The sequence below is a fragment of the Pseudomonas sp. AC169 genome (assembly GCF_979258515.1).
Window position 1 is genome coordinate 845,248 of sequence record NZ_OZ409866.1, and the last position, 17,167, is coordinate 862,414.

15 protein-coding genes, 6 tRNA genes and 1 pseudogene are annotated in these 17,167 nt (G+C 58.8%); 7 read left to right on the forward strand and 15 right to left on the reverse strand.

All coding sequences use genetic code 11. The features are described from left to right. Positions 1-16 precede the first annotated feature (16 nt). Entirely contained in the window at positions 17-535 is a 519-nt protein-coding gene (locus ACZZ0G_RS03765) for a DUF2062 domain-containing protein (RefSeq protein ID WP_463555353.1), read from the forward strand. A 79-nt stretch (positions 536-614) separates the two neighbouring features. Here ACZZ0G_RS03765 and ACZZ0G_RS03770 read toward each other — a convergent pair whose 3' ends face one another. The 4 genes from ACZZ0G_RS03770 to ACZZ0G_RS03785 all read right to left on the reverse strand — a co-directional run bounded on the left by ACZZ0G_RS03770 (position 615) and on the right by ACZZ0G_RS03785 (position 3,773). Continuing rightward, entirely contained in the window at positions 615-1,394 is a 780-nt protein-coding gene (locus ACZZ0G_RS03770) for an ABC transporter permease (protein WP_008087860.1), read from the reverse strand. Beyond that, a complete protein-coding gene (locus ACZZ0G_RS03775) occupies positions 1,391-2,323 on the reverse strand; it encodes an ABC transporter ATP-binding protein (RefSeq protein WP_463555354.1) in 933 nt (310 codons plus the stop codon). The genes ACZZ0G_RS03770 and ACZZ0G_RS03775 overlap by 4 nt, the downstream gene beginning before the upstream one ends. Before the next feature lie 123 nt (positions 2,324-2,446). Further along, on the reverse strand, positions 2,447-3,070 hold the full coding sequence (locus ACZZ0G_RS03780) for a glutathione S-transferase family protein (protein ID WP_463555355.1): 624 nt from the start codon (positions 3,068-3,070) through the stop codon (positions 2,447-2,449). A gap of 43 nt (positions 3,071-3,113) precedes the next feature. Further along, a complete protein-coding gene (locus ACZZ0G_RS03785) occupies positions 3,114-3,773 on the reverse strand; it encodes a transglutaminase-like domain-containing protein (RefSeq protein ID WP_463555356.1) in 660 nt (219 codons plus the stop codon). A 248-nt stretch (positions 3,774-4,021) separates the two neighbouring features. Here ACZZ0G_RS03785 and ACZZ0G_RS03790 point away from each other — a divergent pair, with 248 nt between their 5' ends. Beyond that, positions 4,022-6,469 carry an acyl-CoA dehydrogenase gene (locus tag ACZZ0G_RS03790; protein ID WP_463555357.1) on the forward strand — a complete coding sequence of 816 codons (2,448 nt, stop codon included), beginning with the start codon at positions 4,022-4,024 and terminating at the stop codon, positions 6,467-6,469. A gap of 74 nt (positions 6,470-6,543) precedes the next feature. Continuing rightward, positions 6,544-6,951 carry a PA2817 family protein gene (locus ACZZ0G_RS03795; RefSeq protein WP_463555358.1) on the forward strand — a complete coding sequence of 136 codons (408 nt, stop codon included), beginning with the start codon at positions 6,544-6,546 and terminating at the stop codon, positions 6,949-6,951. 63 nt (positions 6,952-7,014) lie between these two features. Here the strand turns inward: ACZZ0G_RS03795 and ACZZ0G_RS03800 are convergent, their stop codons facing one another. Further along, complete coding sequence (locus ACZZ0G_RS03800) at positions 7,015-8,013, reverse strand: LysR family transcriptional regulator (protein WP_134178203.1); 999 nt, start codon at positions 8,011-8,013, stop codon at positions 7,015-7,017. Between the two features lie 90 nt (positions 8,014-8,103). On the opposite strand from ACZZ0G_RS03800, the gene ACZZ0G_RS03805 reads away from it, so the two are divergent. From ACZZ0G_RS03805 to ACZZ0G_RS03815, 3 genes are all read left to right on the forward strand, one after another. Then, entirely contained in the window at positions 8,104-8,730 is a 627-nt protein-coding gene (locus tag ACZZ0G_RS03805; protein ID WP_463555359.1) for an alanyl-tRNA editing protein, read from the forward strand. A gap of 88 nt (positions 8,731-8,818) precedes the next feature. After that, entirely contained in the window at positions 8,819-9,589 is a 771-nt protein-coding gene (locus ACZZ0G_RS03810) for a 2OG-Fe(II) oxygenase (protein WP_463555360.1), read from the forward strand. Position 9,590: 1 nt separating this feature from the next. Then, positions 9,591-10,229 (forward strand): LysE family translocator, encoded by a 639-nt coding sequence (locus ACZZ0G_RS03815; RefSeq protein ID WP_463555361.1) that lies wholly within the window; start codon positions 9,591-9,593, stop codon positions 10,227-10,229. Between the two features lie 127 nt (positions 10,230-10,356). Here ACZZ0G_RS03815 and ACZZ0G_RS03820 read toward each other — a convergent pair. The 6 genes from ACZZ0G_RS03820 to ACZZ0G_RS03845 all read right to left on the reverse strand — a co-directional run bounded on the left by ACZZ0G_RS03820 (position 10,357) and on the right by ACZZ0G_RS03845 (position 10,980). Continuing rightward, positions 10,357-10,432 (reverse strand) — tRNA-Gly (locus tag ACZZ0G_RS03820). Between the two features lie 2 nt (positions 10,433-10,434). Beyond that, positions 10,435-10,510, reverse strand: a tRNA-Glu gene (locus tag ACZZ0G_RS03825). A 57-nt stretch (positions 10,511-10,567) separates the two neighbouring features. Further along, positions 10,568-10,643 (reverse strand) — tRNA-Gly (locus ACZZ0G_RS03830). Between the two features lie 3 nt (positions 10,644-10,646). Further along, positions 10,647-10,722, reverse strand: a tRNA-Glu gene (locus tag ACZZ0G_RS03835). A 104-nt stretch (positions 10,723-10,826) separates the two neighbouring features. Further along, a tRNA-Gly gene (locus ACZZ0G_RS03840) sits at positions 10,827-10,902 on the reverse strand. 2 nt (positions 10,903-10,904) lie between these two features. Continuing rightward, a tRNA-Glu gene (locus tag ACZZ0G_RS03845) sits at positions 10,905-10,980 on the reverse strand. Positions 10,981-11,364: 384 nt separating this feature from the next. Here ACZZ0G_RS03845 and ACZZ0G_RS03850 point away from each other — a divergent pair. Then, positions 11,365-12,123: a hypothetical protein gene (locus tag ACZZ0G_RS03850; protein WP_042705064.1), complete on the forward strand. Its 759-nt coding sequence runs from the start codon at positions 11,365-11,367 to the stop codon at positions 12,121-12,123. Positions 12,124-12,724: 601 nt separating this feature from the next. Here the strand turns inward: ACZZ0G_RS03850 and ACZZ0G_RS03855 are convergent. The 4 genes and pseudogenes from ACZZ0G_RS03855 to ACZZ0G_RS03870 all read right to left on the reverse strand — a co-directional run bounded on the left by ACZZ0G_RS03855 (position 12,725) and on the right by ACZZ0G_RS03870 (position 17,154). After that, positions 12,725-13,606, reverse strand: a complete 882-nt coding sequence (locus tag ACZZ0G_RS03855; protein ID WP_463558815.1) for a methyl-accepting chemotaxis protein — start codon at positions 13,604-13,606, stop codon at positions 12,725-12,727. Continuing rightward, positions 13,586-14,869: pseudogene (locus tag ACZZ0G_RS03860) on the reverse strand (HAMP domain-containing protein); the annotation flags it as partial. The pseudogene ACZZ0G_RS03860 and the gene ACZZ0G_RS03855, both read right to left, overlap by 21 nt. Next, complete coding sequence (locus ACZZ0G_RS03865; RefSeq protein ID WP_463555362.1) at positions 14,802-16,202, reverse strand: aminotransferase-like domain-containing protein; 1,401 nt, start codon at positions 16,200-16,202, stop codon at positions 14,802-14,804. The pseudogene ACZZ0G_RS03860 and the gene ACZZ0G_RS03865, both read right to left, overlap by 68 nt. A gap of 190 nt (positions 16,203-16,392) precedes the next feature. Further along, positions 16,393-17,154, reverse strand: coding sequence for an SDR family oxidoreductase (locus ACZZ0G_RS03870; RefSeq protein WP_016983635.1), 762 nt, complete (start codon positions 17,152-17,154; stop codon positions 16,393-16,395). Positions 17,155-17,167 lie beyond the last annotated feature (13 nt).

Below are 17,167 nucleotides of genomic sequence, written 5' to 3' on the forward strand. Positions count from 1 at the left end.
CCGACCGAGAAGCCTTATGCCCCGGCGCTTATTCAAACGTTACATGCCCGACCCGACGAGCATCAGGGAACACAAATCCTTACGCTTTCTCGGCAAGTTGCTGCATGACCCGAACCTCTGGCACCTCAATCGTCACTCGGTCGCCCGGGCGATGGCGGTCGGCCTGTTCGCGGCGTTCCTGCCGATTCCGGCGCAAATGCTGGTGGCCGCTGCCCTCGCCGTCATGGTGCGGGGGAACATGCCGATTGCGGTCAGTCTGGTGTGGCTGACCAATCCGATCACCATGCCGGCGGTGTTCTTCTGCACTTATCAGGCGGGTGCGTGGTTGATGGATGTGCCTGCACGGCATCTGCCGGATGAGCTGACCTGGGAATGGATCAGCGGTGAATTGTCGACGTTGTGGCAGCCGTTTCTGCTGGGTTCGGTGGTGGTCGGGCTGGTGCTCGGCGCCCTCGCCTACTTCATTGTGATGATGTATTGGCGCTGGTGGGTGGCGCGGCAATGGGCACGACGCAAGAAAAACAGAATGCGCTGAATGCAAAACGGCCTCCGCAATGGAGGCCGTTTTGATTTGTGGCGTCTGCATTCGCGAGCAGGCTCACTCCCACATTGGATCAGGTACGCATACCACGCCCACTCACCAGCAACCGCGCACAACCGAGATACAGCACCACCGTCGCCACCAGCATGAAGGTGATCGCGATACCGATCTTGATATCCGACACTCCGAGAATGCCGTAACGGAAAGCGTTGACCATGTGCAGCACCGGGTTGGCCAGCGACACGGTCTGCCAGAATGGCGGCAGCAGCGTGATCGAGTAGAACACCCCGCCCAGATAGGTCAGCGGCGTCAGCACGAAGGTCGGGATGATCGAAATATCATCGAAGTTGCGCGCAAACACGGCGTTGATAAAGCCCAGCAGCGAGAAGATCGTCGCCGTCAGTACCACCACCAGAATGGTCACGCCGAGGTGATGCACCTGCAAATGGGTGAAGAACAGCGACAGAATCGTCACGATCACGCCGACCATCAAACCCCGCAGCACGCCGCCAATGGTGAAGCCGATCAGGATCGTGTGCGGCGACACCGGCGACACCATCAGCTCTTCGATGGAACGCTGGAACTTGCTGCCGAAGAAACTCGACACGACGTTGCCATAGGAGTTGGTGATCACCGACATCATGATCAGCCCCGGCACGATGTACTCCATGTAGGTGAAGCCACCCATGTCGCCGATCTGCCGGCCGATCAGGTTACCGAAGATCACGAAATACAGAACCATGGTGATCGCTGGCGGCAGCAATGTTTGCGGCCAGATCCGCGTGAAGCGTTTGACCTCGCGGTAAACGATGGTCTGCAGGGCGACAAGGTTGGGACGGAATTCGGAACTCATACCGCCACCTTCGACAGATTTTTCTCCACCAGGGACACGAACAGCTCCTCGAGGCGATTGGTTTTGTTACGCAGGCTCAGCACTTCGATGTGCTGCTGGGCCAACTGGGTGAACAACGCCGTGATGCCCATGGATTTGTCGACCTGGACTTCCAGGGTATGGCCGTCGATCAACCGCGCGGGATAGCCGAGCAATTGCGGCGCAGCGTTCAAGTCGTTTTTCAGGTCCAGCAAAAAGGTTTCCACGTGCAACTGGCCCAGCAGTTGTTTCATGCTGGTGTTCTCGACGATGGTGCCGTGATCGATGATGCCGATGTTGCGGCACAACTGCTCAGCCTCTTCCAGATAGTGCGTGGTGAGGATGATGGTGATGCCTTTCTGGTTCAGCTCGGTGAGGAACGTCCACATCGAGCGGCGCAGCTCGATGTCGACGCCCGCAGTTGGTTCGTCAAGGATCAACAGACGCGGCTCGTGCACCAGCGCGCGGGCAATCATCAAGCGCCGCTTCATGCCACCGGACAACGAACGCGACGGCACATCGCGCTTGTCCCACAGGCCCAGTTGCGTCAGGTACTGCTCGGCGCGTTCCTTGGCGACCTTCGCCGGAATGCCGTAGTAACCGGCCTGGGTCACGACGATGTCGAAGGTCTTTTCGAACTGGTTGAAGTTGAATTCCTGGGGCACCACGCCGATCGAGCGCTTGAGCTGCGCAGGATTCTTGTCTAGGTCATGGCCGAAGATATTCACCGTGCCGCCGGTCTTGTTGACCAGGGTCGAGAGAATGCCGATGGTCGTGGATTTGCCGGCACCGTTGGGGCCGAGCAAGGCGAAAAAGTCACCTTCGGCGACGTCCAGATCGATACCACTCAAGGCCTGGAACCCGTTGCCGTAGGTTTTGGTTAGCTGCCGGATGGAAAGAGCGGAACTCATATCTGATTTACGCACCATTGAAGGGAAAAAGGAGACGGCGGCGAAGAGTCGAACCGCAGCGCAAGTGCGCAATGGTGCTTGCCGCCGCCGTACAAGTACAGTCAAGTGTGTCGATAGTAGGTATTAAGTCAACGCGGTCATGACGGCTTTCTGGTAGGCCGGACGCTGCTTCAGGCGCTCGTACCAGGCTTGCAGATGCGCTTGTGGCGCGCGTTCAATGGGCATCTCGAACCAGGCATAAATGAAACTGCCCAACGGAATGTCGCCCATGCCGATTTCTTCACCAGACAGGTAAGGTTGGCTGGCGAGCGCCTGATCGGCCATGCTCAGCAACTCATTGCATTCCTCGATCGCGGCGTTGATCGCGGCCCAGTCCTGTTTTTCCGCCGGCGTGCGCAGCACACCCCAGAACACCGTGCGGAAAGGGCCGGCGAAACTCGACGTGGTCCAGTCCATCCACTTGTCCGCGATGGCGCGTGCTTGCGGATCCGCCGAATACCAATGGCTGTCGGGCGCATGCTTGGCCAGCAGAAAGCGAACGATGGCGTTGGATTCCCACAGCACAAAACCGTCGTCTTCGATCACCGGCACCCGACCGTTCGGGTTCATCGCCCGGTACTCGGGGGTGTCGACTACGCCGAATGCACCACCGGCATCGATCGCCTCGTAGACCAGGCCAAGCTCTTCAGCAGCCCACAATGGCTTCCTGACATTCGATGAGTTTTTCCGTCCCCAGATCTTCAGCATGACCGCCTCTTTTCAAATGAGTGGGCAGGCAGCATACGCCGGATCAGGAGCGGCTCAAATCACTCTGCATATCGCCCAGTAGTTGCGGCTGCAGATCAGTGAACAGGTGCGGATAGCACTTTTGCAGATGTTCGAAGAAGAACGTTTCCGGCACATCGGCGAATTGGCCATGGTCGACCAGATACTCCATCAACTGCGCACCGTCACGGTTGTAGGGGTGGAAAACGCTGTCGTTGATGCCGTCGAATTCCAGTGGTGCAACATTGAACAATTCGCAGAGTTTCTGGTTGAACGCGGGTGTCGCTTTTACCCAGCGATCATTGAGGAAAAACTCGGTATAGCCGTGCATGGCGAACATATCGCTTTTCAGCAATTCGAGCAGGCGCGGCGTCGACAGGTGATTGCGCACATCCGCCAGACCGATCCGCGCCGGGATCGCGCAATGCCGCGCACAACCGGCGAGCAGCGTGGCTTTCGGCACGCAATAACTCTCACCTGTCGCCAAGGCATAGCTGCCACGCAAGGTCTGCGGATCGCGGCTGAAGGTGTAGGGGTTGTAACGCACCGCCTCACGCACGGCGTAGTAAAGACTGATCGCCTGCTCGAGCGGATCGCGGCTGGCGCCCCGATGCTGTTCGGCGAACTCCACCACCGCCGGGTGGTCACTATCGATGAAGCGGCCGGGGCTCAGATACTCGTGCATGACGACAATCTCCTGGGTGAGCCTCGAGTCTAGCGATAGCTTAAGCACAGAGATAACGACGTTTCGGCCAAACTTGGACGCAAAGACGCGGGATCGGCGAACGATTTCCCACACGTGTTGCCCACCGAACCTACGAAAACCATCCGGGGTTTCCCACGATTTCAATCACCTTGGTCTGACCACCCGCTTTTACAGATGCCGTCTAAGCTCTGGAGGGTCGATTTGCCTTGGTTCACGGAGGACTGAATATGCTGTTGTTGTGGATACTGGTTTTGATCGTTGGCGTGGCGTATCTCGCCCACCGGCGTATTTCGCCTCTGCCGGCATTGGGCATCGTTGCCGTTTACCTGTTGGCGATGGGTATTTTCAGTCATGCGCCGGGCTGGTTATTGGCGGTGTTGTGGATCTTGCTGGCGGTGATCGCCGCACCGCTGCTGCTGCCGGACCTGCGCCGCAAACATTTCACGGCGCCGCTGTTCAGCTGGTTCCAGAAAACCCTGCCGCCCATGTCGCAGACCGAACGCGACGCGATCGACGCCGGCACCGTGTGGTGGGACGGCGAGCTGTTCAGCGGCCGCCCGGACTGGGACAAGCTGCTGGCCTATCCCAAGGCGCAATTGACCGATGAAGAACAAGCCTTCATCGATGGCCCGACCGAAGAGCTGTGCGCGATGGTCACTGACTGGCAGATCGGCCAGTCGATGGACCTCCCGGCCGAAGCCTGGACGCACATCAAGGAACACGGTTTCTTCGCCCTGATCATCCCTAAAGAATTTGGCGGTAAAGGCTTCTCGGCTTACGCCCACTCGCAAGTGGCAATGAAACTGGCCACTCGCAGCGGTGACCTCGCCTCCACCGTCATGGTGCCCAACTCCCTCGGCCCGGCCGAACTGCTGCTGCATTACGGCACCGACGAACAACGCAATCACTATTTGCCACGGCTGGCCCGTGGCGATGACATCCCGTGCTTCGCCCTCACCGGCCCACTTGCGGGTTCCGATGCCGGTGCGATGCCCGACACCGGGATTATCTGCAAAGGCCAATGGGAAGGTCAGGAAGTCATTGGCCTGCGTCTGAACTGGGAAAAGCGCTACATCACCCTCGGCCCCGTCGCTACCCTCCTCGGCCTGGCCTTCAAGGCCTATGACCCCGAACATCTGCTGGGCGACAAGGAAGACCTTGGCATCAGCCTCGCGCTGATCCCGACCGACACCCCAGGCGTGGAAATCGGTCGTCGTCATTTGCCACTGGGCGCAGCGTTCATGAATGGCCCGAACTCCGGCAAGGATGTATTCATCCCGCTGGAATTCCTCATCGGCGGTCAGGAAATGCTCGGCAAGGGCTGGATGATGCTGATGAACTGCCTGTCGGTCGGCCGTTCGATCTCGTTGCCAGCTGTCGGTACCGGCGCGGCCAAATTCACCAGTCTGGTCACTGGCCAGTACGCGCAGATCCGTGAGCAGTTCAATGTGCCGCTGTCGGCGTTCGAAGGTATTCAGGAGGCCATGGCGCGCATCGGCGGCAACGCATGGATGATGGATGCCGCGCGGATGCTCACTGCCAACGCGGTGGACCTTGGCGAAAAACCTTCGGTGCTGTCGGCGATCCTCAAGTACCACCTCACCGAACGCGGCCGCGAGTGCATCAGCCACGCCATGGATGTGCATGGCGGCAAGGCGATCATCATGGGCCCGAACAATTACCTCGGGCGCAGCTGGAACGGTGCGCCGATCTTCATCACCGTGGAGGGCGCGAACATCCTTTCGCGCAACCTGATGATCTTCGGTCAGGGCGCGATTCGCTGCCATCCGTTTGTACTGAAGGAGATGGCTCTGGCCGGCCGCGAAGACAAGGATCAGGCGCTGAAGGAGTTCGATGGCCTGCTGCTCAAACACATCGGTTTCGCCGTAAGCAATGCCGCCAGCACGCTGGTGCTGAACCTGGGTTTCGGCCATTTCGAACATGCGCCGGGCGACAAGATCAGTCAGGGTTACTTCCGCGCACTCAACCGGCAGGCAGCGGCATTTGCCATGCTCGCCGACTTCAGCATGATGCTGCTGGGTGGCGAACTGAAACGTCGTGAACGCCTGTCGGCACGCTTGGGTGACGTGCTGAGCAACCTGTATCTGGCCTCTGCCGCGCTCAAGCGTTATCACGATCTGGATTCGCCGGCCTACATGGAACCGCTGTTCCGTTGGGCGATGGAAGAAAGCCTCGGCCAATCGGAACGGGCACTGGATGAGTTGCTGCGCAACTTCCCGAACAAAGTGTTTGGCTGTCTGTTGCGCGCCATCGTCTTCCCGTTCGGTCGTCGTCATAAAGGCCCGTCGGACAAACTCGGTGCCGAAGTCGCAGGTGTCATTGGTCGAGCCAAAGGCGATCCGGCATTGGAAGAGCTGCTTGCCGGCTGCTATCGCCCGCAATCGGCGGACGATGCGGTCGGTGCTCTGCAACACGCCAGCGATCTATTGAATGCTGCGCAGCCATTGCACAAAAAACTGCACACTTCGCTGAAAAGCGGTCAGGTCAAACCGGTGGCGGGTGAACACGCCATCGATGCCGCGCTTGAAGCTGGAGTACTGCAACCGGTGGAAGCGCAGAGTCTGCGCGATGCCGAAGCAGCACGGCGCATGGTGATCGACGTCGATGATTTTGACAAAGAGGAGCTGGCGCTGGCTGAGGGCAAAGTCCGCTGATCCTGACAGGCATGTCAATGCGCGCGCGGGAGCTTTATACTCCCGCGCCCGTTTTGCTCTTGAGGACTTATCTCGTGTCCAACGTCGTTGCCGATCATCTTGTTTTGCTCGACCACCTGCGCAGTATCCTGGTCGCCGTAGGTGAGGTCGAACAGGTTCCCGAAGAAAGCCATGCCCTGTTCCTGGAGCGCTTCGACGAACTGCTCGCATCGCTGCCGATCGATCCGATCGAAAGCCAATATCTGGGCCAGGACATCCTGACTCAAGTGATTACCCGTTACCCGCAAATCGCCCACCTGATCCCGCGCGACCTGCTGTGGTTCTTCGCCGGTGACTGCCTGCACTACCTGTCCGATGAAGAAATCGACCTGTATCAGGCCCTCGAAGAACGTCGTTACGAAGCCGAACAGAACGATGAACCGTTCGACTGGAACCAGGAAAAACAATTGCTGGCGATGTCCGCTCAGGACAGCAAGCACTGATTTCTCCTCCCGTCATGAAAATGCCCGCATGGTGAGCCATGCGGGCATTTTTTTGCGCTGGCGTCAGAGCAGACCTTCGCTTTCGGGCAATTCATACGCCATCGCGGCGTTGCTCTCCCCAACTGATTTACCCGGCTTGCTCAAGGTTGGCTCTTTCTGCAGGCACTCCACCAGATAGTCGATAAACACCCGTAGCTTGGGTGGCAGATAGCGCGTAGGCGAATGCAGCAGCCACAGTCCGCCGTGATAGGAAGCCAGGAAGGTCCAGTCCGGTAACACCTGCACCACCAACTTTTGCTCCAGCGCATAGCGCGCAGTGAAGTACGGCAGGCTGCCGATGCCGATGTGCTGCAACACCGCGCCCAAGCGTACACCGGTGTGATTGGCGGCATAGCGCCCCCGCACACCCACCGTCACCGCTTTGCTGCCTTTCTTGAATTTCCAGCGTGCATCGCTCGGGGTTTCGCCCAGATAGATACAGCTGTGATTAAGTAAATCATGCGGGTGGGTCGGTGTGCCGTGTTCGGCCAGGTATTGCGGCGTGGCGCAAAGCAAGTGGTCGATAGTCAGTAACTGCCGACCAACCAGCCCGGCCGGTGGTCGATCGGTGATGCGAATCGCCAGATCGACATGGTCGTCGATCAAATCGACTTGCCGATCCTCCAGCAACAACTCGACATCGACCTTGGGATAACGCCGCAGAAACTCGGGCATGTGCGGATGAATCACAAAGCGCCCTACTGCTTTCGGCACGCTGACCCGCACCAGGCCTTCGGCTTCATGGGTGAATTGACCGCTGATTTCCATGACAGACTTGGCCGCACTGACCATCTCCTGGCAGCGCTTGAACACCTCTTCGCCGCCGTCACTCAGGCGCAGTTTTCGCGTAGTGCGTTGCAGCAACCGCGTGGCCAGGGCTTTTTCCAGGCGCGAAATACTGCGACTGACTGCCGACGGCGAAGACCCCAACTGGCGAGCGGCTTCGGAGAAGCTACCGGTCTCCACAACCTTGACGAAGATCGCCATTTCACCGAGCAGCGGTAGCGGCAGATTAATGCTCACAGCGCACAAGTCCTTTGATGTTTGAACGGATTATCACGTTATTGCACGATTCATATAATAAAAACAGAAACTTTAATAAGGGCATGGAATATGACGCTTCGCCTCTTTTTCCATAGTGATGACCTCAAGGCTAATGTGGAAGTCCTCGACTGCACGCCCCAAGAGCACGAATTCGCCGTGGTATTGCGCGCCACGCTGTTTCACCCGCAAGGCGGTGGCCAGCCGTGTGATACCGGTTGGATCGGCGAAAGCCAGGTACTGCGTGTGGTGCAGGAGCCGGACCGGATCATTCATTTTGTCGACCGGCCGGTGGCGCTCGGCATGACCTGTATCCGTATCGACGAACAGCGTCGCCACTTCAACACGCGCATGCATTCGGCCGGGCACCTGATCGGGCATTTCGTTCAGGCCATGGGCTGGATGCCGATCAAGGCACACCACTGGCCGGACGAAGGTCGCGTGCAGTTCAAACCCGGCGATGCTGCGCAGGAAGTCGACGCCGAGACCGTTCAACACGGCATCGAACAGTGGATCGAGCACGATCTGCCCCGCCTGACATCGCTGCGCGAAGGCGCGCGGGAAATCGGTTTTGGTGAACTGCCCGCCTATGGCTGCGGCGGCACCCATGTACGCAGCCTGAAGGATCTGGGCACAGTCACGATCGCGTCCCTTTCGCAGAAGAAGGGCACGTTGTCCGTCCACTACAACGTGGATTGAGCATTTCGGGCGCTGCCTCACGCAGCGTCCGACGCCGGGGAACCGCATTCGCAGGTTCCGTTGACTATCGATAGATGGACCTAAAAAAATGATGCTAGACGTCGAGCGTCTCGATGAGACGTGCATAAAAAAACTGGCCAACGAAGAAGTCCTCGCCATCCGCGTCAGAGGCTTTTTGCCGGAGCCGCTGGCCATTCAGATTGGCGACAAGATTCTCGCTCCAGGCTTTGAGGGTTACATCAACGCACCCAGTATCGGCCGCATCGGCATGGCTTTTTACGAGGCGGAAAACCAGCCGCTGCTGATCGAGGATTACTTCGAACGCGCCACCAGCAACATCGCCGAACTGCGCAATCGCTGTGCGCCCTATTCCTCACCGATCGACACCTTGCGCTGCATGCTCGACGAATCCTGGCCGGCCGGCGCACACCTGGAAAATCTTTACGGCCGAAAAATGTATGTCGGCCTGTCACGAGTCGTGAAACCGGGAGTGTGTTTTCTCGCCCATCACGACATTTTCGCCAAGGACGCGCCGGACAGCTTCCAGGCCCGCAGCCTGGAAGCGCAGTTCGCCTGCAACGTCTATCTGAACATGCCAACCGAGGGCGGCGCGCTGCAGATGTGGGACGACGACATCAGCCCGGACCAATTCGACGAGATGCGTGGCGACAGTTACGGCATTGAGCCCGAGTTGCTCGGCCCGCCCGCCCTCGAAGTCCGACCGAAACCTGGCGATTTCATCATGTTCAATTCGCGTCGCATGCATTCGGTGACTCCGGGTGTGGCTGATCCGCGCTTGAGCCTTTCCTTTTTTGTCGGCTATCGCGGCAATGCTTCACCCCTGACCTACTGGAGCTGAGATGTATTCGAATTATCTGGGCGAGTTTCTGGCGCTGGCCACCATTCACTTTCTGGCCGTGGTTGCTCCCGGCCCGGACTTCGCAGTCACCATTCGCCAAAGCGTTCGATTCGGACGGTTAGTCGGGATTTGCACGGCGCTGGGCATCGGTGCGGGGATTTCTGTCCACGTGTTGTACACACTGCTTGGCGTGGGTGCGCTGATGCACACCACGCCGTGGTTGCTGACCGTTGCCAAAGTGGTGGGCGGCGCCTACATCCTGTATCTGGGTGTCAGCCTGCTGCGCAGCAAACCCAAATCGGCCGTCGAAGGTGAGAAGACCAGCGATGAACCGTTGGTCGAGCAAACGCTGTTCAAAGCCTTCAGCACCGGTTTTCTGACCAATGCGACCAACCCCAAGGCCACACTGTTTTTCCTGGCCATCTTCACCACGATCATCAGTGCGGAAACACCTCTGCAAATCCAGGCGTTCTATGGTTTGTGGATGTGCTTTGTAAACGCGTTGTGGTTCGTGATCGTTGCGCTGTTTTTCTCAAGCAGCAAAGTTCGCCTGCTGTTCATGCGCATGGGCCATTGGTTTGAACGCACCATGGGTGTGGTGCTGATTCTGTTTGCCGGTCGCCTGATGCTGTCCTGGTAAGCAGACGCAAAACACAAAAAGGCCCGCCGAATCGCTCCGGCGGGCCTTTTTCTTTATGACTGATGACTCAAACACAAATCGTGCGCATACAAAAACGCCGCTCCAGTGAGCGGCGTTTTTGTGAATATGGAGCGGGAAACGAGACTCGAACTCGCGACCCCGACCTTGGCAAGGTCGTGCTCTACCAACTGAGCTATTCCCGCAATGGCGTCCCCTAGGGGACTCGAACCCCTGTTACCGCCGTGAAAGGGCGGTGTCCTAGGCCACTAGACGAAGGGGACACAGGCTACAACTTTCACTAATAAAAACGCCGCTCACTGAGCGGCGTCTTTAGAATTTGGAGCGGGAAACGAGACTCGAACTCGCGACCCCGACCTTGGCAAGGTCGTGCTCTACCAACTGAGCTATTCCCGCAAATGGCGTCCCCTAGGGGACTCGAACCCCTGTTACCGCCGTGAAAGGGCGGTGTCCTAGGCCACTAGACGAAGGGGACACGCTACCCGGAACACATGGTGTGTGTTTCGGTGTCCAGATCCTTGTCCGAAGACTTGGCTCTGGTTTCACTCAGCACCGCCCGAAAGCACTGCTGTTTAAAATTGGAGCGGGAAACGAGACTCGAACTCGCGACCCCGACCTTGGCAAGGTCGTGCTCTACCAACTGAGCTATTCCCGCATTGGCGTCCCCTAGGGGACTCGAACCCCTGTTACCGCCGTGAAAGGGCGGTGTCCTAGGCCACTAGACGAAGGGGACACACTACAACATTCACTCCCTGCCGCGCTTCGCTGTGTGCTTTACGCTGCAAGTGGCGCGCATTCTATGGATGGATTGAGAGGTCGTCAACCCCTTGATATAAATTTATTTAAATCAATGACTTCGACCTGCTTTACGGCGGCAACCGGGCTTTTCCGTCGTCCGACGATTGACGCCTATATTCCGCCACTCGCCAAGACGTTATAGTCCACCGCACAGTGATGGCAATCTGCACCCGCAGCGCCAGCATTCATATAAGCAGCGTGCGGCCGATACAGATTGAACCTGCCGATCCAACTCGTCGAGCGGCGCTAGGCGGCTAAATGCCCAGCCACTACACTCGCATGCGAACCCTATAAAGAGGTCTTACCGGTGACACCACTCATGATCACCCTGCTAGTCATAGCCGGGATCGCAATTCTGATCGCCATTGGCTACATGAACCATGTGGTGGAAAACAACAAACTGGAGAAGGCCCGCACCAAGGTCGAACTCAACGACCGCCTGCGCCGCTGCGGCGAACTGACCGAAACCTTCCCCGGCCAGTTCATGACCCCGGCACTCAAACTATTGCTGACCCGTCTGGAACTGAACGTCTGCCAGCGCCTGCTGAACCTGGAAAAAACCAGCGCCACCACCAAAGCACGAATCACCGAACTGAGCGCCTTGGTCGCCCAAGGCGAATCGATCCCGGTCAACAACCCGCCGGCGCCGATCCTGACCGAAGCCAAAGCCAAGGACGTACGCTTCCTCCTCGAAGCCCTCCACGGCCAGATCACCCGCGCCGCCCACGACGGCTTCCTGCCGCCGAACGAAGCCAAACACTGGATCCGCGAAGTCCGCCACATTCTGGTGCTGCTGCACATCGAATTCTTCAACAACCTCGGCCAACAGTCCCTGCAACAAAACCAGCCCGGCCAGGCCCGCCTCGCCTTCGAACGCGGCGTGCAATACCTGCGCAAACAGCAGGATCCACAGGTCTATGCAGAACAACTGCAATACCTGGAAAAACTGCTGGCCCGCGCCAACGCCCAGGTCATGGACAAGATTGCACCGGTTGAAGGTGAAGAGAACCAACTGACTGCCGGCCTAAAAGATGTAGAGGCCGATGCGGACTGGAAGAAGAAAGTGATTTACGACTGATTGCAGATGTAGAGAGAGAGAAGCCACCGAAAGGTGGCTTTTTTGTGGGTTCGCGGGAGTGAATTCGATAGAAAACCGGTGAATGTGAGAACGCTTTCGCGAGCAAGCTCGCTCCCACATGGTTTGAGTACATCCGGCAGAGATGGGTTGGCTGTCAGGCCGCTTTCGCGAGCAGGCTCGCTCCTACAGAAAAGCAAAAGCAACGCCCACCTCACAACCGCATCTGCTTCTCACCACTCAACAGGATGAGCGTTAGCTCGGCTGCAGCTTTTGATCTTGCCGTGTTGGCCCCTTCGGCAGGCTGAGTGGAGGGATTTATCCGGGGGTGGGAGCGCAGCGACCGTTCGACGAAGTCGAACACATCGAGAGGAGGTGCAGCGAAGCAAACCGTAGGCGATGCCCCCGGATAGATCCCGGAGCGAAGGAACCCCGAGCCTCAGCGAGGGGCCGAACGCCGGGGCCAAGACCTTTGGTTCCTTTGGGGCGTTTGCCAAAGGGACTCGCTGTAAGAGCGAAACCGCCAGCAGCAGCACCCGAAAAACCGGATATACACCCAAAACCCAAGAGCATGGCCGGCCCAAAGGCCGCCAAGCCCAAAGCATCAAAGCCGAAAATGCCCAACCATCCCGCGCAACTCACCCCCCAACTGCGCCAGCTCAACACTCGAAGCCGCGTTCCCGCGCATCGCGATCGACGACTGATCCGCACTCGCACGAATACTCGTCACACTGCGATTGATCTCCTCCGCCACCGAACTCTGCTCCTCGGCCGCCGCCGCAATCTGCTGATTCATCTGCTGAATCAACGACACCGCCACCGCAATACTCCCCAGCGCACTCTCGGTCTGCAACGCATCACTGACCGCCAGCTTCACCAACTCGCCGCTGCTCTGAATCTGCTGCACCGACGACTGCGCCGCCGAGCGCAATGCACTCACCAGCCGCTCAATTTCCTCAGTCGATTGCTGCGTGCGCCGAGCCAGCGCACGCACTTCATCGGCCACCACCGCAAACCCCCTGCCCTGTTCCCCCGCCCGCGCTGCCTCGATTGCGGCGTTCAACGCCAAGAGATTGGTCTGTTCGGCAACACTCTTGATTACCCCCAGCACCGTACCGATGTTCTGGATTTCCGCACTAAGGCTTTCGATACTGGAACTGGCCGATGTCGCCGAATCAGCCAATTGCTCGATCCGCGCCATGCTCTGGCGCACCACCTGCTGACCACTCTCGACTTTGTCATCCGCCGTCTGCGCAGCCAACGCCGCCTCTTCGGCATTGCGCGCGACGTCATGCACAGTGGCGGTCATCTGGTTCATCGCCGTGGCGACTTGCTCGGTTTCTTCCTTCTGGCTACTGACCTCAAGGTTGGTCTGCTCAGCGACCGCCGACAACGATTGCGCCGAACTGGCCAGTTGCTCGATCCCAGCCTGCAACCCGCTGACAATCGCACTCAGACCCGCGCCCATCTGCTGCATGGCCAACATCAACTGGCCGATCTCGTCACGCCGGGTCACCTCCACGGTCGCACTCAAGTCACCGGCGGCAATCTGCTGAGCGACCTGAATCACACTGCGCAATGGCGCGACGATCAGTCGAGTGATCAGCCACGCAGCCAGCAATCCGACCAACAGCGCCAGCGCCGATGAACCAATGATCAGCAGCGAGTTTTTCTTCAGTTCCGCCTGCATCGCGCCGTCCTCAGCGACATACGCCTGATTCACCCGCTCGACCACCTGATCGGCACGCTGGTGCAATTGCTCGTAGACGGTTTTTTCCTGCGCGAGCAATCCGGTGTACTCGGCCAGTTTGTCGTTGAAACCGGCGATATGCCCGGACACTTCATTGAGCACGGTCAGGTAACCCTCGTCCTTGACCGTGGTTTTCAGCTCTTCGGCCTGCGTCTGGGCCTGCGCGGCCTGTTCGATGTTGCCCTTGCCGGCGCTGTCGGCATCGCCCTTGCGGCTTTGGTCGAGGCGAATCCGCGCTTCGTTCATCGCTTGCAGCATCAACCGTGACACCTGACTGACCTGGCCGGCCTGCTCAACGAACTGGGCACCGTCCTTGCCCTCGGTGTCTTTCAAGGTATACGCACCGTCATCGGCAAGCCCGGCCTGCAATACGTCAAGGTTGTTGGCCACACTGGACACCGACCAACTGGCCATTTCCAGTGCCAGATCCTTGGCCTGGGTCAACGACACGAACTCATCGAACGCCTTGCGATAGGCCGCCAGCGACTGCTCGACATCACTCATTACCGGCACATTGGCTGGCGTGCGCGCCTTGAGCTCGTTGGCCAGGGCGATCAATTCGTCCACACCTTGACGCAAGGCATCGGCGGTTTTCGGATCGCCGCGCAAGGCATATTCCTGCTCGAGCAGGCGCACCTTGAGCAAACCGCTGTTGAGCGAGGACATTTGTTTCAGCCCGTCGAAACGCTGACTGATGGTTTGCAGGGACCAGACGCCAATGGCCGCCACCAGCGCGGTCAGCAGCAAAACCAGTACAAACCCGATACCCAGTTTTTTTGCCATACCGAGGTTGGCAAAACGTCCTTGCATGGCCGAAATCATTGCGCGTAGTCCCCTGCCATTGTCAGTAGAGCGAAGAGTCGCAACGGCCACCCACCGGCACAAGTCTCTGGCGTCGGAATAATGGCAAAAAGCTACGCCTGCGTCGTTTTCAGAACGCTTGAGGTCGATCCGCACCAGTGTTGCGGAAAAACTGCCGGGCGCGGGGATCGCAGGCATAGGCGACGTTGATGCGCAGCCAGTCGCCCGACTCGCCACTGGGGCTGAAGGCATCAGGAGCTGACAGCAACACGCCACAGCGTTGAGCCTGCCAACGTACCCGGGAATGATCGGTCATGCGCGAACGCGCCCAGATAAACAACCCGCCCGCAGGCTTGCCGAAAACCTCCCAGTCGGCGTCTTCCAGCGCCTGTAACGCAGCGGCGCGATCGGCATTCAAGCGTTGACGCTGGCGCTGCACCAGTTTGCGGTAAGCGCCGCTGACCATCAGGCTGGCCAGCACCGCTTCGGTAAACCTCGACGCCCCCAAACCACTGATCATCTTGACCTGCGCCAGCCGTCTGACAATGTCACTGTCGGCGAAAACGAACCCGACTCGCAGCGAACTGCTCAGCGTCTTGGAGAAACTGCCCACATAAATCACTCGCCCCTCATCGTCCAGCGCCGCCAGTCGCGTACCGTTACCGGTGTGCAAATCCGCGTAGACGTCGTCTTCGATCACGCGCAGATCGTAGGCCTTGCTCAATTGCAGGATGCGTTGCGCCACGCTCGGCGACAGGCAACTGCCGGTGGGGTTGTGATGATGACTGTTGATGAACAATGCGCTGGGGCGAAACTGTTGCAGCAAAGTCTCCAGTGCGTCGATATCCGGCCCGTTCGGGGTACGACGCACTTCGAGCATGCGCACGCCATGCATCCGCAGGAGATCGAACAGCGGCGCATACCCGGGCGTTTCGACCACCACACAGTCTCCAGCCTTGAACAAGGTGCGCACGATCAGATCCAGCGCATGACTGGCGCCGCAGGTACTCAGCAACTGCGAACTGCGCGCCTCGATATTGAACAGCTTCAGGCGCCTGGCGATTTGCTCGCGTAACGCTGGAAGCCCCAAGGGCGTGCTGTAATTGAACAGGCTGGCCATGTCAGTGCGCGCCACCTCACGCAGGGCATAACTGAGGTCGTCAGGCTCACGCCAGCTTTGCGGAAGCCCACCGGCGCCCAGTTTCAAGCCGCCGACTGCTTCACACACCGCATCGCACCAGGCATACCGACCTTCGAAGGCCGCCAATTCTTCATCTGCACCACGTGTCGACGGCGCGGCGGCGACAATGAAGCCGGTGCCTTGGCGTGTACTCAGAACGCCCTGCAATACCAACCGTTCACACGCCTCGACGACACACGACTGGCTGAGCAGATTGCCCCGGGCGATTTGCCGCACGGAGGGCAAACGGGTGTCCGGCGCTACGCCGCTTTGCAGGATCCACTCGGTCAATCCGTCAACAATCTGCTGCACGACCGGCACCATTGCCTGTCGATCAATTCTCAATTCCATGAGCAAGCAAACTCCTGTCCGTTTTGCTGGCGGCAGTAAATCACAGCCGCGCCGGACAGGCTGTGCGACAACGCCGCCAAAAGCGACCGTTCTAACTGTTTGATACACATTGTTTAAGAGTCTTCACGAAACCGACCGTGAGCCATAAAAAAGCCCGCAACGAATGCGGGCTGTTTTTCTCGTGCCTTGTTCAGAAGGCGGTGACGCCACCATCCACTGCCAGCGAATGACCGGTGGTAAATGCCGCACCGTCGCTGCACAGGTACAACACAGCACTGGCAATTTCCTCGACTTTGCCAATGCGTCCGACCGGGTGCATGGCGTTGGCGAACTCACCCTTTTTCGGATCGGCCTCGTAGGCGCGACGGAACATGTCGGTATCGATCACCGCCGGGCACACGGCGTTGACGCGGATTTTCTTCTTCGCGTATTCGATGGCCGCCGACTTGGTCAGGCCGATCACCGCGTGCTTCGACGCCGCATAGATGCTCATCTTCGGCGCCGCGCCCAGCCCCGCCACCGAAGCGGTATTGACGATCGCCCCACCACCCTGGGCCAGCAACAGCGGCAGTTGATACTTCATGCACAGCCAGACGCCTTTGACGTTGACCCCCATGATTGCGTCAAACTCATCCATCGAGCCGTCAGCCAGTTTGCCCTTCTCGATTTCGATCCCGGCATTGTTGAAGGCATAGTCCAGACGGCCGTAGGTGTTGATGACCTCGTCCATCAGATTCTTCACTTCGCTCTCGACGGTCACGTTGCAGCGCACGAAGGTCGCTTCGCCACCGGCTGTACGAATCAGCGCTACCGTACCCTCGCCCCCTGCGGCATCCAGATCGGCAACCACTACTTTCAGGCCCTCTGCCGCGAATGCCTGGGCGGTCGCACGGCCGATGCCGTTGGCCGCGCCTGTGACTACGGCAACCTGACCGGAAAACGTCATGCTCATTGTTATGTCCTCA

What these genes read in the sequence shown, in the direction of transcription:
- ACZZ0G_RS03870 (WP_016983635.1), bottom strand. Translation starts at nt 17,154, where the DNA reads ATGAGCATGACGTTTTCCGGTCAGGTTGCCGTAGTCACAGGCGCGGCC.
- ACZZ0G_RS03780 (WP_463555355.1), bottom strand. Translation starts at nt 3,070, where the DNA reads ATGCTGAAGATCTGGGGACGGAAAAACTCATCGAATGTCAGGAAGCCA.
- ACZZ0G_RS03765 (WP_463555353.1), top strand. Translation starts at nt 17, where the DNA reads ATGCCCCGGCGCTTATTCAAACGTTACATGCCCGACCCGACGAGCATC.
- ACZZ0G_RS03785 (WP_463555356.1), bottom strand. Translation starts at nt 3,773, where the DNA reads ATGCACGAGTATCTGAGCCCCGGCCGCTTCATCGATAGTGACCACCCG.
- ACZZ0G_RS03810 (WP_463555360.1), top strand. Translation starts at nt 8,819, where the DNA reads ATGATGCTAGACGTCGAGCGTCTCGATGAGACGTGCATAAAAAAACTG.
- ACZZ0G_RS03815 (WP_463555361.1), top strand. Translation starts at nt 9,591, where the DNA reads ATGTATTCGAATTATCTGGGCGAGTTTCTGGCGCTGGCCACCATTCAC.
- ACZZ0G_RS03865 (WP_463555362.1), bottom strand. Translation starts at nt 16,202, where the DNA reads ATGGAATTGAGAATTGATCGACAGGCAATGGTGCCGGTCGTGCAGCAG.
- ACZZ0G_RS03775 (WP_463555354.1), bottom strand. Translation starts at nt 2,323, where the DNA reads ATGAGTTCCGCTCTTTCCATCCGGCAGCTAACCAAAACCTACGGCAAC.
- ACZZ0G_RS03790 (WP_463555357.1), top strand. Translation starts at nt 4,022, where the DNA reads ATGCTGTTGTTGTGGATACTGGTTTTGATCGTTGGCGTGGCGTATCTC.
- ACZZ0G_RS03770 (WP_008087860.1), bottom strand. Translation starts at nt 1,394, where the DNA reads ATGAGTTCCGAATTCCGTCCCAACCTTGTCGCCCTGCAGACCATCGTT.
- ACZZ0G_RS03855 (WP_463558815.1), bottom strand. Translation starts at nt 13,606, where the DNA reads ATGTTGGCCATGCAGCAGATGGGCGCGGGTCTGAGTGCGATTGTCAGC.
- ACZZ0G_RS03805 (WP_463555359.1), top strand. Translation starts at nt 8,104, where the DNA reads ATGACGCTTCGCCTCTTTTTCCATAGTGATGACCTCAAGGCTAATGTG.
- ACZZ0G_RS03850 (WP_042705064.1), top strand. Translation starts at nt 11,365, where the DNA reads ATGATCACCCTGCTAGTCATAGCCGGGATCGCAATTCTGATCGCCATT.